The organism is Roseateles sp. SL47 (assembly GCF_026625885.1).
GTDB lineage: Bacteria > Pseudomonadota > Gammaproteobacteria > Burkholderiales > Burkholderiaceae_C > Roseateles.
In genome coordinates this window covers 6,266,635-6,281,240 of sequence record NZ_CP113068.1, presented here as the reverse complement: position 1 = coordinate 6,281,240, position 14,606 = coordinate 6,266,635, and the positions used below count along the sequence as shown (strand labels likewise).

At 65.0% G+C, this 14,606-nt stretch carries 8 protein-coding genes, 1 tRNA gene, 1 pseudogene and 1 CRISPR repeat array; of the genes and pseudogenes, 2 read left to right on the top strand and 8 right to left on the bottom strand.

Translation table 11 applies throughout. The annotated features are described in order from the left end of the window. The first annotated feature begins 22 nt into the window (after nucleotides 1–22). Entirely contained in the window at nucleotides 23–1,036 is a 1,014-nt protein-coding gene (gene hrcA / locus OU995_RS27005; RefSeq protein WP_267833240.1) for a heat-inducible transcriptional repressor HrcA, read from the top strand. 68 nt (nucleotides 1,037–1,104) lie between these two features. Then, nucleotides 1,105–1,181, top strand: a tRNA-Ile gene (locus tag OU995_RS27000). An 865-nt stretch (nucleotides 1,182–2,046) separates the two neighbouring features. Here the strand turns inward: OU995_RS27000 and OU995_RS27655 are convergent. From OU995_RS27655 to OU995_RS26965, 8 genes and pseudogenes are all read right to left on the bottom strand, one after another. Continuing rightward, complete coding sequence (locus OU995_RS27655; protein WP_420714779.1) at nucleotides 2,047–2,205, bottom strand: DUF6881 domain-containing protein; 159 nt, start codon at nucleotides 2,203–2,205, stop codon at nucleotides 2,047–2,049. Nucleotides 2,206–2,233: 28 nt separating this feature from the next. Continuing rightward, a CRISPR array of direct repeats spans nucleotides 2,234–9,381; the repeat unit is 29 nt; unit sequence CGGTTCATCCCCACGCCCGTGGGGAACAC. 104 nt (nucleotides 9,382–9,485) lie between these two features. Beyond that, nucleotides 9,486–9,590, bottom strand: a complete 105-nt coding sequence (locus OU995_RS26995) for a type I-E CRISPR-associated endoribonuclease Cas2 (RefSeq protein WP_267836399.1) — start codon at nucleotides 9,588–9,590, stop codon at nucleotides 9,486–9,488. A 160-nt stretch (nucleotides 9,591–9,750) separates the two neighbouring features. Next, entirely contained in the window at nucleotides 9,751–10,488 is a 738-nt protein-coding gene (gene istB / locus OU995_RS26990) for an IS21-like element helper ATPase IstB (protein ID WP_267830737.1), read from the bottom strand. 14 nt (nucleotides 10,489–10,502) lie between these two features. After that, nucleotides 10,503–11,633 (bottom strand): annotated as a pseudogene (gene istA, locus OU995_RS26985) (IS21 family transposase); the annotation flags it as partial. Between the two features lie 110 nt (nucleotides 11,634–11,743). Beyond that, nucleotides 11,744–13,300 carry an IS66 family transposase gene (gene tnpC / locus OU995_RS26980; RefSeq protein WP_267833239.1) on the bottom strand — a complete coding sequence of 519 codons (1,557 nt, stop codon included), beginning with the start codon at nucleotides 13,298–13,300 and terminating at the stop codon, nucleotides 11,744–11,746. Nucleotides 13,301–13,376: 76 nt separating this feature from the next. Beyond that, entirely contained in the window at nucleotides 13,377–13,709 is a 333-nt protein-coding gene (tnpB, locus tag OU995_RS26975; RefSeq protein ID WP_267833238.1) for an IS66 family insertion sequence element accessory protein TnpB, read from the bottom strand. Continuing rightward, nucleotides 13,706–14,098 carry a transposase gene (locus tag OU995_RS26970; protein ID WP_267833237.1) on the bottom strand — a complete coding sequence of 131 codons (393 nt, stop codon included), beginning with the start codon at nucleotides 14,096–14,098 and terminating at the stop codon, nucleotides 13,706–13,708. The genes tnpB and OU995_RS26970 overlap by 4 nt, the downstream gene beginning before the upstream one ends. A gap of 67 nt (nucleotides 14,099–14,165) precedes the next feature. Beyond that, nucleotides 14,166–14,594: a hypothetical protein gene (locus tag OU995_RS26965; protein ID WP_267833236.1), complete on the bottom strand. Its 429-nt coding sequence runs from the start codon at nucleotides 14,592–14,594 to the stop codon at nucleotides 14,166–14,168. Nucleotides 14,595–14,606 lie beyond the last annotated feature (12 nt).

Below are 14,606 nucleotides of genomic sequence, written 5' to 3'. Positions count from 1 at the left end.
GGGGATTCAATACAATGAAATCATGCTCGACGAGCGCGCCAAAACTCTGCTGAAGACTCTGGTTGAACGCTACATCGCGGACGGACAGCCGGTGGGGTCGCGCACGCTCTCCAAAGCTTCGGGCCTGGAACTGAGCCCTGCCACCATCCGCAACGTGATGGCCGACCTGGAAGAACTGGGGTTGATCGCCAGCCCGCACACCAGTGCCGGCCGCATCCCGACGGCCCGCGGCTACCGGCTTTTTGTGGACACGCTGTTGACGGCCAAGGCCTCGGCGGCGGCCGAGGTGCCGTCGCTGGAATCGCAATTGCTGCCGGATCAGCCGCAGCGGGTGATTGCCAACGCGGCGCAGCTGCTGTCCAGCCTGTCGAGCTTTGTGGGGGTGATCACCGCGCCGCGCAAGAGCAGCGTCTTCCATCACATTGAATTCCTGCGGCTGGGCGAGCGGCGGGTGCTGGTGATCATGGTGTCCCCGGAGGGGGATGTGCAGAACCGGCTGGTGTTCACCGCACAAGACCTGACCCAATCCGAACTGACCGAAGCCAGCAACCGGCTGAATGCGCACTACTCTGGCCTCAGCCTGGACATGGTGCGGGACCATCTGCGGACGGAGGTGGACGCGTTGCGAGGGGAGATTGCCTCCCTGATGAGCGCGGCGGTGGATGTGGGCACGCAGAGCTACCAGGAACAGGAGCCGGTGATCATCTCCGGCGAGCGCAATCTGCTGACGGTGCAGGATTTCAGCCATGACATGGGCAGCCTGCGGCGAATGTTCGATCTTTTTGAGCAGAAGACGCAACTGATGCGGCTGCTGGATGTGTCCAGCCGGGCGGAAGGGGTGCGCATCTACATTGGCGGGGAGAGCCAGGTGGTTCCGTATGAGGAGCTGTCGGTGGTGTCGGCGCCGTATGAGGTGGATGGCGAGGTGGTGGGCACGCTGGGGGTGATCGGGCCGACGCGGATGGCGTATGACCGGATGATCCAGATCGTGGACATCACGTCGCGGATGGTGAGCAATGCCTTGTCGCAGAAGTAGGCTGGGCGGTACAGCCGGAGCAGGCCCCCGCGTTGAGTAGAATCCGCCGCTTCCGCTGATCCTTCAGGGGGCCGTTAGCTCAGTTGGTTAGAGCAGAGGACTCATAATCCTTTGGTCGCAGGTTCAAGTCCTGCACGGCCTACCATCACCATGAGACACGCCATCCCTATGAAGGTAGGTGCGGATGCGCTGTCATTCCTGATGTCGTTCCTTGACCCGTGCACATCCCATGTGCAAATTCGGTGCATATTTTGTGCAAACGGGGAGGAGGTTCGACGTGTCGGTCACCTGGCCGAGGAACAAAGCTCGGCGCCTCGCCAGCCTTTGCTCTGCGGAAGAAGTTCGTTCCTCCCTTTGCTGCAGCGGACCAAGTCACCGGCTCAAACACTCCGGTGAAAGGTCCGTCAGGCCACACGAGGCGCCAAACGCCGCCGCTTGGAACGTGCTTGAACCATTTCTCGGTGAAGCTCGAAGCGCCAATGTACGGACTTGCGACCGGGATCTCCACCGCATCGCCCGAGGTGACTTGGGCGGCCGCCCAAGCCACGAAGCGGTCGAACTCACCACGCGTCTGGAAGTCATCTATCCGCTCCCATGGGCAGGCATTCATTTGACTATCCATGCTGGGTCAACCTTCGGAATGAATACTTGACTCCCACCGCCAACCAGCCCACCTTGCGGAGCCGCGAAACCATCGTAAATCTTGACTCCGCTTGGAACTTGAATTCTTGTCACGTTGGTCGCAGTGTTGCCCCAGGCCGGATTGAGAGCGCTATCGAGGACTGATTGAACCGGCCCACTTGGGGGAGTTCTCGTGCAATATGGACCGAGTTCACCGGCCTTCCCACCCCAGACTCTGTACAGAGTAGTCGCTTCGGCCGTAGTCAGTTCGGTATACGTGCCGCTCCTGAACGTCTCGGCCACCTTTGCGCCGAGTGGCCCCGGACCTGTAAGGCCGTTGTACGTTACTCCCTTTGCGGCAAGGCATCATCGCTACAGAACACCATTGGCTACAGTTGCCATCGAGACCCTGACACGGCTGCGAGCCATGCCCTCTCGAACTCCTCAGCATCGAATGCCTCTACGATGAACTGAGGATCGGCGGCGATGTCGGAAGCAGCCGGTACCGGCTTCTCACCTAACACCGTCTCATTGCTAGATTGACCCATGCAAGAAAGCGCCGGTTGTCGTCGTCCTCGGTTCATCCCCACGCCCGTGGGGAACACCGTAGTGCTGGTGCTAGACGAACTCCCATCCGGCGGTTCATCCCCACGCCCGTGGGGAACACGCGAGTGTCCACATGGCCATGTGGCCGAGCGGCGGTTCATCCCCACGCCCGTGGGGAACACCGCAGGCGCTGCATGTATTCCTCGCCATGCGCCGGTTCATCCCCACGCCCGTGGGGAACACACTTGCCCGCTTCTCCAGCACCGCGTTGATGGCGGTTCATCCCCACGCCCGTGGGGAACACGTCAGCCTGGTGCCCTCAAACACCGGCGTGAACGGTTCATCCCCACGCCCGTGGGGAACACGAGTTGCTGGAGAACTCCGCAGCAATCTCGGCCGGTTCATCCCCACGCCCGTGGGGAACACCCTTGGCGTTGAGCTCGCCGGCATCGGCCAAGTCCGGTTCATCCCCACGCCCGTGGGGAACACGGAGAAATCAACCATGGCATTGGAAATCCGAAACGGTTCATCCCCACGCCCGTGGGGAACACAGGTCATGCGCCGCCGCGTTGGCGACGGGCGGCGGTTCATCCCCACGCCCGTGGGGAACACCGACAGTGAACACGCTCGGACGTGGCATCTGGCGGTTCATCCCCACGCCCGTGGGGAACACGCACAGCAAAGCAGACATCAAAATCACAAGCAACGGTTCATCCCCACGCCCGTGGGGAACACGCAGAACGCCCGCGCCAGCGCCGCAAAAATGGGCGGTTCATCCCCACGCCCGTGGGGAACACGCACCTACTAGATTGGCATTCTCAAGGTTGGCCGGTTCATCCCCACGCCCGTGGGGAACACTCCCAGGGAGGCTACGGCTGCCGGCGGCAGTTCGGTTCATCCCCACGCCCGTGGGGAACACGCACCGTTGCTCGGCGGCCGATCGTCCTCAAGCGGTTCATCCCCACGCCCGTGGGGAACACGTGGCGCAGTCGGTCGGCGCCGGCCGGTAGTGCGGTTCATCCCCACGCCCGTGGGGAACACGGTCTCGGCGTCGAACCACCCGAAGTGGCACTCGGTTCATCCCCACGCCCGTGGGGAACACGGACCGCATGGAGTTCGACGCGGAGGCGGGATCGGTTCATCCCCACGCCCGTGGGGAACACTCGTGCATCTGGGTCGCGGCGGCCTGTCCGCGCGGTTCATCCCCACGCCCGTGGGGAACACAACCTGGACGACCGCGACGCGGGCGCCTTCAGCGGTTCATCCCCACGCCCGTGGGGAACACGCGGGATTTTTTTTGCATGTCAGTGAAGCATGCGGTTCATCCCCACGCCCGTGGGGAACACCACTACGGGTAAGGTGTGCGTCCCTCAGAATGCGGTTCATCCCCACGCCCGTGGGGAACACACCGCGCCCGCAGCGGCGCCCGAAACGCCGCCCGGTTCATCCCCACGCCCGTGGGGAACACGGGTTGCCTGTCGCTACCAACCTGGATCTTTTCCGGTTCATCCCCACGCCCGTGGGGAACACCAGACAGCACGAACGACATTGAAGCTCTTCACCGGTTCATCCCCACGCCCGTGGGGAACACGGCGCATTTGGTCCCAGCGGGCAGATCAAGGCCGGTTCATCCCCACGCCCGTGGGGAACACGGTTAAGCAGTTGCAGCGGCAGACTGGGAGCCCGGTTCATCCCCACGCCCGTGGGGAACACCCGGGACTGTTGGTAGCAGTCGCTGGGGCTTTCGGTTCATCCCCACGCCCGTGGGGAACACGGCCTCGGCGGCGAGTTGCGCGGTCCTTTCGGCGGTTCATCCCCACGCCCGTGGGGAACACGGCGTAGGCGTCGATGATGGGCACCGGGGTGCCGGTTCATCCCCACGCCCGTGGGGAACACAGTCCCAGCAAATGGAATCGGCGGTGTCTCCGCGGTTCATCCCCACGCCCGTGGGGAACACGCCGGGGTGTTCCTGGAAGTGCTGCTGTGTGCCGGTTCATCCCCACGCCCGTGGGGAACACCAAGAACCAAGCAACTCGATGACCTTTGAATTGCGGTTCATCCCCACGCCCGTGGGGAACACCACAATCCAGAGAAGTGTTCGTATTGGCTGTTCGGTTCATCCCCACGCCCGTGGGGAACACTGCCGATGCTCCTTGCGCAGATCCTGCACCCACGGTTCATCCCCACGCCCGTGGGGAACACTGCAGATTCCCCATAGGGGCGTATGAATCGCTCGGTTCATCCCCACGCCCGTGGGGAACACCAGAGCAAGCTGCGCGAGCGCTCGCCCGGGGCCGGTTCATCCCCACGCCCGTGGGGAACACTTCCGCGCCGCGGCGCAGCGCGAGTTCGAGACCGGTTCATCCCCACGCCCGTGGGGAACACGCTGCGCGTGCCTGCAGTCAGCGACCGGGAGGGCGGTTCATCCCCACGCCCGTGGGGAACACTGATCGACATCGAGGATGCATGCGGGCGTCACCGGTTCATCCCCACGCCCGTGGGGAACACCCGGTCCTGTAACGTAACGGCCAACCCCAGTGCGGTTCATCCCCACGCCCGTGGGGAACACTCACATGGAAGCGCGTACCCGTGCGCGGCAAGACGGTTCATCCCCACGCCCGTGGGGAACACGTTGATCTCGGCCAGGCCTGCGAGCTCCAGAGGCGGTTCATCCCCACGCCCGTGGGGAACACCCCAACGGCATCAACCTGTTCAGCGAGCTCTACGGTTCATCCCCACGCCCGTGGGGAACACAGCCCTCGCCGCCCAGGCAGCGCCGAAGGTGCCGGTTCATCCCCACGCCCGTGGGGAACACGCTGCGCGTGCCTGCAGTCAGCGACCGGGAGGGCGGTTCATCCCCACGCCCGTGGGGAACACGCGGATTTCCACGTCATACGTGCGCTTCTTGGCGGTTCATCCCCACGCCCGTGGGGAACACACTACGGCGTGCATTTGGGTGTCTGCATGCGCCGGTTCATCCCCACGCCCGTGGGGAACACGAGGCGCGTTGATCGACAGCAAGCCCCGCAGCCGGTTCATCCCCACGCCCGTGGGGAACACAGACCCGATTCCGTTCTGATCATGCTGCGCCCCGGTTCATCCCCACGCCCGTGGGGAACACCATCGCACGCACGTTCAGCTCGCTCTTCGCGGTCGGTTCATCCCCACGCCCGTGGGGAACACGGGATGTCTTTGTAATCCTCGGGGACGGTGAGCGGTTCATCCCCACGCCCGTGGGGAACACGGTCTGCTGACCAAAGGCGCGGTCATCATCGGCGGTTCATCCCCACGCCCGTGGGGAACACATCGTGTAACGGGCCAGCACATAGGTGGCATCCGGTTCATCCCCACGCCCGTGGGGAACACTCAGGCTGGTCCTGGGTGGCCGGGTTCCAGTCCGGTTCATCCCCACGCCCGTGGGGAACACGCGTGATCGACGAGGACTGCGGGTGCTGGCATCGGTTCATCCCCACGCCCGTGGGGAACACGGATCAAGCCTAGCGACGCAGCCCCTGAAAATCGGTTCATCCCCACGCCCGTGGGGAACACGAGGCGGCGTTCTCGCGTGAGTACCTGTGCGACGGTTCATCCCCACGCCCGTGGGGAACACGGGTCCTTCTGCCGCTCCTCCTGCCAAGACAACGGTTCATCCCCACGCCCGTGGGGAACACCCAGGGACACCCACTTGGCGGTAGTGCGCAGGCGGTTCATCCCCACGCCCGTGGGGAACACTTGTCGTCCCGCTCATGCTGCTTCTCCGGTGGCGGTTCATCCCCACGCCCGTGGGGAACACGCCGCTGACATTGGACTGAATCTCTTCCCCGGCGGTTCATCCCCACGCCCGTGGGGAACACGTGGACCTGGCGGCCGGCGTGAACTCGGCAGCCGGTTCATCCCCACGCCCGTGGGGAACACCTGCTGACCAACGTGCACGACGCCTACTCCGGCGGTTCATCCCCACGCCCGTGGGGAACACTGTCAGAAATCCGCCACGCCAACCTGATGACCCGGTTCATCCCCACGCCCGTGGGGAACACGTGTTGGCGAGCCTCTGGAATCGCTCCTGCGCCGGTTCATCCCCACGCCCGTGGGGAACACCGGCGCCGATGTAGCGCAGTGCATCGTCAATCGCGGTTCATCCCCACGCCCGTGGGGAACACGCTCGACGCTGGCGACATCCATGCCGCCAACGCGGTTCATCCCCACGCCCGTGGGGAACACTCGCGCTGCTCCCATTCCTCTGCCTCCCGGTCCGGTTCATCCCCACGCCCGTGGGGAACACTGAAGCACTGCTTGAGAAGCACGCCAATACGCCGGTTCATCCCCACGCCCGTGGGGAACACTTGTCGCGCAGCGGCGGCGCAGGGCGACGAGGCGGTTCATCCCCACGCCCGTGGGGAACACGTCTTCGCAGATCGCGACTTTTTCTAGCGCCACGGTTCATCCCCACGCCCGTGGGGAACACTCACCGGTTTGGCGCTGGACAACCTGATGCGCCGGTTCATCCCCACGCCCGTGGGGAACACGCGGCAAGGCCGAGGGCGAAAGCGAGTTCAAGGGGTTCATCCCCACGCCCGTGGGGAACACCCAGGTGCCGGCGGGCATGGCCAGGTAGTCGGCGGTTCATCCCCACGCCCGTGGGGAACACACGATCACGGTCTGGATGACTGACGCGAACGACGGTTCATCCCCACGCCCGTGGGGAACACGAGGAGATTGGCTCAATGAACTCCGCAAATTCCGGTTCATCCCCACGCCCGTGGGGAACACAGAGCCCGCAAGGGCTGATGATTGCGCTCATGCGGTTCATCCCCACGCCCGTGGGGAACACGTGGCAGAGGCGATCCACCCACACGTCAACCACCGGTTCATCCCCACGCCCGTGGGGAACACTACCGTTCCGTCCGCCGCCTCGATTTCCGTGGCGGTTCATCCCCACGCCCGTGGGGAACACTGGACGAACCGCCCCAACGGCCCCTCACAATTCGGTTCATCCCCACGCCCGTGGGGAACACCACATCTGCGTCAAGAACCCGTCCCCGGGCGCCGGTTCATCCCCACGCCCGTGGGGAACACAAGGAAGGTAGTGCGGTCCACCACTTCGGTGGCGGTTCATCCCCACGCCCGTGGGGAACACGCAAGCTGGCGTAGATGCGCTTCAGCATCACCACGGTTCATCCCCACGCCCGTGGGGAACACTCCTCAACGCCGTCAAGGGCAACTGGCTGAAGCGGTTCATCCCCACGCCCGTGGGGTTCATCCCCACGCCCGTGGGGAACACGGAAATGGAGAAGGGCGAGCTGATGGACCGGTGCGGTTCATCCCCACGCCCGTGGGGAACACAGCGTGGGCGGGGGTGCTTACGCGATCCTGCGCGGTTCATCCCCACGCCCGTGGGGAACACTCGGCCTGTGTTTTTCCGAGGTGGCGGAGCAGCGGTTCATCCCCACGCCCGTGGGGAACACAAGGCGCGACTGCGCCTTTTCATTTGCCCTGTACGGTTCATCCCCACGCCCGTGGGGAACACACGCCAAGGAAGCCAACGACCTGCTGCGCTACCGGTTCATCCCCACGCCCGTGGGGAACACAGCTCATCTGCGAGTACGACCCTCCAGTCGTCCGGTTCATCCCCACGCCCGTGGGGAACACGCGCACGGGTACGCGTCGCCACACGACTTTGACGGTTCATCCCCACGCCCGTGGGGAACACTTGGCCTGGACCAGGAAGCAGCGGCGCTCCACCGGTTCATCCCCACGCCCGTGGGGAACACGCCATGCTGCCGTCGCTGCTGGTGAGATCCAGCGGTTCATCCCCACGCCCGTGGGGAACACGGCAGACGAAGTGGCCTTCAGGACCGCCATGGCGGTTCATCCCCACGCCCGTGGGGAACACCGAACTGTGTTCGCCAACGTAACAACCTGCACCGGTTCATCCCCACGCCCGTGGGGAACACTTGTACTCGGCCTCTTCCTTGGAGTCAGAGCCCGGTTCATCCCCACGCCCGTGGGGAACACAACGGGATGTTCATGCTGCCGTGTCCCAGAAGCGGTTCATCCCCACGCCCGTGGGGAACACGAGCACCGTGGCTCGCTTGGTGACCGTCCCGACGGTTCATCCCCACGCCCGTGGGGAACACCTCTGCATGAAATGCTCGGCATGCCTACCCCGCGGTTCATCCCCACGCCCGTGGGGAACACGCCAGTGGCGGGTGATCATGGCGATGGGAAATGACGGTTCATCCCCACGCCCGTGGGGAACACCGAAGAGGCGGTGGAGCCGGACCTAGGGGATGCGGTTCATCCCCACGCCCGTGGGGAACACATTCGCTCGAAGGCGTGGGACGGCCATAGCCGCGGTTCATCCCCACGCCCGTGGGGAACACCAGGTTCGGCTGCCCTTCGTTCGGAACTTCTGCGGTTCATCCCCACGCCCGTGGGGAACACAAAACAGCGAGTGCGGCGAATACCTGGGATCGCGGTTCATCCCCACGCCCGTGGGGAACACCTCAATGCGGTCCTTCACCCAGGTAGAGAAGTCGGTTCATCCCCACGCCCGTGGGGAACACGCTTCCTGGGCAGTCGGGGCGCTCGTCAACTTCGGTTCATCCCCACGCCCGTGGGGAACACCTCCAGGTCCTCACGCGTGCGCAGGTTCGTACCGGTTCATCCCCACGCCCGTGGGGAACACTGAGGGTACTTCAGTGTCAGCGTGGCAAACGCCGGTTCATCCCCACGCCCGTGGGGAACACATGCGGGAGTTAGCCGACGAGGTGGATGCGATCGGTTCATCCCCACGCCCGTGGGGAACACCCAGCGGGAATATGTCGGTGCTGGACTGCCCACGGTTCATCCCCACGCCCGTGGGGAACACACGGACCTTCCCGATCTGCACATTTTTCATGTACGGTTCATCCCCACGCCCGTGGGGAACACACCCACCTGTTGAACGCGGCCTGGGCCTCCTTCGGTTCATCCCCACGCCCGTGGGGAACACGAACGATCCATTGAAGACGTCCGACCTGACGACGGTTCATCCCCACGCCCGTGGGGAACACGGTGCCCGCCACGTGCCGTCGGACAGACTCTACCGGTTCATCCCCACGCCCGTGGGGAACACCGAAAAGGACTTTTCATGGCGCAACTACTCAACGGTTCATCCCCACGCCCGTGGGGAACACACTTGCTCTAACTTCTTGAAATACAAAGGAATTTTTGACACTTGATTTTTCACCGAAAAATCAAGTGCGAATTACGTTGTTAAAGAGCGGCCGTTCGGTCCGGTTCAGCGAGCTTCAGGAAAGAAGCTCACGAGCTGAATTCCGTCAAACTCGACTGGGGTTCGACGATTTTTACCAGCAGTTTTGAAATCAAAACCTGCGGATTTCAGCGATCCCGGACAGTCATTTCAGCGTGATGGCGGACAGCGTTTCAAACTGATCGCGGACAGTTTGGGCGCGCGCAAGTGCCTGGGTTGATGGTAGCTCAGGTGTCCGCGATCAGCCTGAACCGGGCTGGCGTGGACGGCCTTGGGTTGGTCGGTTTGATGCTCATGCCGGGTCCTGTTTCTTGCGCAGCGACTCGCCTTTGAGCGCGATCTTGTGGGCCGAGTGAACGATGCGGTCGAGGATGGCGTCAGCCAGGGTCGGATCGTCCAGCCACTCGTGCCAGCTGGAGACCGGCAACTGGCTGGTGATGAGAGTCGAGCGGCTGCCGACCCGGTCGTCGAGCAGCTCCAGCAGGTCGTTGCGGTCGGCCGCCGTGATCGGCGCAATGGCGAAGTCATCAATGACCAACAAGTCGATGCGCGCCAGTTGCGCCAGGCGCCGGCTGAAGGAACCATCGCCGTGCGCGACCCGGAGTTCCTCCAGCAAGCGAGGCGCCCGTGTGTACAGCACGGCGAATCCCTGGCGAGCCGCCTGCTGAGCCAGTGCGCATGCCAGCCAGGTCTTGCCGCAACCGGTGGCCCCGGTGAGCAGCACGTTGTGGCCGTGGCGCAGCCAGTCGCAGCCCGCCAGTTGGGTGATGAGGCTGCGATCCAGGCCGCGCGAGCCGCGCCAGTTGATGTCCTCGATGCAGGCGCTGCTGACCTTGAGTTTGGCGGCCTTGAGCAGCCGGGCCAGGCGTTTGCCGTCGCGCCAGTCAACCTCGCGCTGCACCAACATGGCCAGCCGCTCCTCGAAGGACAACTCGGCCGCCGCCGTGCGTATGGCGTCATCGGCCAGCGCGTTCACCATGCCGTCCAGGCGCAGGCCGCGCAGTTGATCCAGGGTATGTTCGTTGAGCAAGAGCTTCTCCTTCTTCAATGGTAGTAATCGGGGCCGCGCACGTTGTCGTGCAGCGGCAGGGCGGCTTGTGTGGCTGGAGCCGACGCGGCTTGCCGGTCCAGCCCGGTGGTGAGGATCGACTTGATGCTCTGATAGGTCGGTGAGCGGATCGCCATGGCGCGAACGCAGGCCGCTTCCAGCCGCTCATGGCCGAATCGCCGCGCCAAGCTCTGCAGGCCGAGGCAGGATCGGTAGCCCTGCTCGGGGTGCGGCCGGTGCTCCATCTGCCAGCGCACCACGGCGGCAGTGGCCTCGCCGATGCGCTCCCCCCAGGCCAGGAGCTTGGCCGGCGTCCATTCCCGGTGGGCGCGGTGCGAAGCGGGCATGTGCTCCGGTGCCGTCGTGTGGGCGCCACGCCGCTCGCTGTAGGCGTGCACGGCCACGCGTTGCTGACGGCTGAGGATCTCCACCGTGGTCGAGGTGACGCGCAACTCGACCTGCTCGCGCACCAGCCGGTGCGGCACGCTGTAGTAATGGCCATCGAGCTCGACGTGGTAGTCGATATTGACGCGGGCGCGTTTGAAGCGGGCGATGGGCATGCGGGCCGCCGGCAGCGGCTTGAGCACAGGTCGGTCCAGGGCCGCGAAGGCGCTGGCCCGGCAGCCGGGCAGCTTCTTGAACGGGCGTTGGTTCAGATCGACCAGCAAGACCCGGATGGCGGCGTTGAGCTCGGCCAGGGTGAAGAAGCGTCGATGCCGCAGCCGCGCCAGAATCCAGCGCTCGACGATCTGCACGCCAACCTCCACCTTGGGCTTGTCGCGGGGGTGAGCGGGCCGAGCCGGCAGCATCGCCACGTCATAGTGGTCGCAGAACTCCTCGACCAGGCGGCCGGGCGTGGTTTCGTACCGGTCCGGCCGGGCAATCAGGGCCCGAGCCTGGTCCGGCACGATCAGCCGGGGCACGCCACCCATGAACTCCAGTGCGTCCATGATGGCACCGACCCAGTCGGCGGCAGTCTGCGTCGGGGTGGCACAGGCAAAGGTGTAGTTCGAGGCGCCGAGCACGGCCACGAAGATCTGGGCGGCACTGATCTCGCCGGTGGCAGCGTCGATCAGCGGCACGGTCTGGCCGGCGTAGTCGATGAACAGACGCTCGCCGGCTGGGTGGACCGTATGCGTCCGCCGAACACACCTTGACGGCTGCGGTTCGGAATATGGCGCGCATGCCCCGCCCCTGAAACCGTGGGTGGGAATCAGCGTCCAGCGGCGAAGAGGCTTCAGCTCGGTGACCAGCGGTGCGGCAGCAGCTCGTCGATCCGGCTTGCCGGGTGCGTCGGCAAGCGATCCAGCACGTCCTTGAAATAGGCGTACGGGTCGTGCCCGTTGATGCGGGCCGAGTGCAGCAGGCTCATGATGGCCGCCGCGCGCTTGCCCGCTCGCAGGCTGCCGGCGAAGAGCCAATTCGATCTGCCGATCGCGATCGGGCGGATCTGGTTCTCGACCCAATTGTTGGAGATCGGCACGTCGCCGTCGCCCACGAAGTGCGTGAGTTCCTTCCAGCGCTTCAGGCTGTAGTCGATGGCCTTGATGGTCGCGGAGCCGGGCGGCACCAGCTGCCGCTGTGCGAGCAACCATCGGTGGAACACGGCGAGGATCCGTCGTGACTTGCGCTGCCGGATCCTCTGCCGCTCCTCGCTGGTGAGGCTCTCGGCCTGGCGCTCGATGCGGAACAGGGCTTGGTAGAAGCGCAGCGCTTGCTCGCCGACCTTGCTGCCATGGTTGGCCCACAGCTCATGGAACTTGCGCCGGCTGTGCGCCATGCACTGTGCCGACGTCACGCCCTTGTCGACGCAGGCCGAGTAGCCGCTGAACCCATCGGTGACCAGCGTGCCCTTCCAGGCGTTGGGCGTCTCAAGCTGCAGAAAGTCGCGCACGTTCTCGCCGCTGCGGGTCTCGCTGAACTCGAACACCACCGCCTTGACGGGGTTAGTGCTCGGCGTGCAGTACGACCAGATGTAGGCCTTGTGAGTCTTGCCGTTGCCCGGCTTGAGCATGGCCACCGGCGTCTCGTCCGCATGCAGCACCAGGTGGCGCCGCAGTTCGTCGGCCAGGGCCTGCACCAGCGGCTGCAGCTGCGCGCCACAGGCGCCCACCCACTCCGCCAGCGTCGAGCGGGCGATCACGTGGCCGGCCCGCGCGAACACAGCTTCCTGCCGGTACAGGGGCAAGTGGTCCATGAACTTGGCCACCAGCACGTGGGCCAGCAGGCCGGTGGTCGGGATGCCCTTGTCGATCACGTGGGCCGGCACCGGTGCCTGCACGATGCGCTCGCAGCACTTGCAGACCCACTTGCCACGCACGTGGCGCTCAACGGTGAACACGCCGGGCTGGTAGTCCAGCTTCTCGGCCACGTCCTCGCCGATGCGCTGCATGGCCTGGCCGCAACCACAGGCCGTATCCGCCGGCTCGTGCGGCACGTCGCGGCGCGGCAGGTGGGCGGGAAGCTGGGCGCGCTTGGGCGCCTTCTTCTCGTCCTCGTCCTTCTTGTCGGCCTTCTTACGATGACGCTGCAGCTCGACGTCGAGCTCATGGATGTCGGTGTCCAGCGTCTCCTCCAGCAGGCTTCTCTGCTCGGGCGAGAGGGTGCTGGCGAAGCGCTCGCTCGTGGCGGCGAACTTCATCCGCTTGAGGATCGCCATCTCGTGCGTGAGCTTGTCGATGAGCGCCTGCTTGAAGGCGAGCTCGTGGTCACGCTGCTGGACCTGGGCGAGCAGCGACTGCACGGCCTGCCGCGTCTGCGGGTCCAAGGCTTCCAGTTGCTGCGCGCTGATCATGGAGAGTCATGGTGCCGAAGGCAGCGACTCAGCGCATCGGCATATCCCGCAATTGCCCGACCTCGGGCAGCTACGCTCATATCGTGCGGATGATGCCGGCCTCGCCCAGGCGTTGCCAGGGCAGGCCCAGCACCAGCGCGTCGAGCTGCACGCGCGTCAGGCTCAGCGTGCTCGCACCGTCCAGTGGCCACACGAACCTGCCGGCGTTGAGCCGCCTGGCCGCGAGCCACACGCCGATACCGTCGTGCACGAGGACCTTCATGCGGTTGGCGCGACGGTTGGCAAACAGGTAGGCGTGGTGAGGATGCGCGGCACCGAAGATGCCGACCACGCGGGCCAGTGCGGCCTCGGTGCCCAGCCGCATGTCCAAGGGCTGCACCGCCAACCAGACGGCATCGACGCGGATCAACCCAGGACCTCGCGCAGCCAGGCAGCGCTGCGCGCGTCCATCTGCAGCTCGGCCTGAACAGTGGTGTCGCCACGGCGGATCTCCACCGCAACGGTGCTCGGCGCTTGCGTCGACGCTAGTGGCAAGGTGGGCGGCGTCTCCTGCGGCATGGGTAGCTGCACAAACGCCGGCACCACCGCCACAGTGTCGTTGTGTCCACTGCTCGGGGCGCACTCATCGGCCTCTCGAACCCAGCGGCGCAGCATGTTGGCGTTGAGGCCGTTGGCCAGAGCCACCGCCGCCGTCGAGACGCCGGGCTGGCGCGCCAGCTCGATGACTCGCGTCTTGAACTCTTCCGAATGCCGGCGCCAGCTACGCCCAGTCGGTGTCCTCGGTTCCTCTGTGCTCAAGTCTGAAGTGCCCATATGTCCACGAATTTGGTCGTGGACACAAGCATCCAACTCCGGTCACCGGACTTCAAGGTGACTTCGGCGGACGCATACGGTGGACCTGGCGCATCGAGCGCTTGAGGCCGGTCACCCAGGTACGGTACTTCACGCAGAAGCTGGTGTACTTGTAGGCTTGCGAGCCGGCGTCGGCCAGGCTGCGCTGGTACTCCTCCCAGAGCAGTTGCAGGGTGACGCCGGGGCGCTTGAGTTCCTGGTGGACGAGGGCGAAGTCGGGTTCGAGCTGGGTGCTCGCACGCGGCACGGGCGGGCCGTACAGGCGGGCTTCCAGGGCAGCATCGTCCAAGGTCTGAGCGATGGCCCAATCCACTCTGGCGGCGCGGGCCTTCATGACGATGCTGTTGACGGTCGTCTTGGCGATGCCCAGAACGCGCGAGCACTCGCGCATGCTCAGGCCCGATTCCAGGTGCAGTCGAAGGGTTTGACGTAGTTGGCGCATGTGAATCCTGGG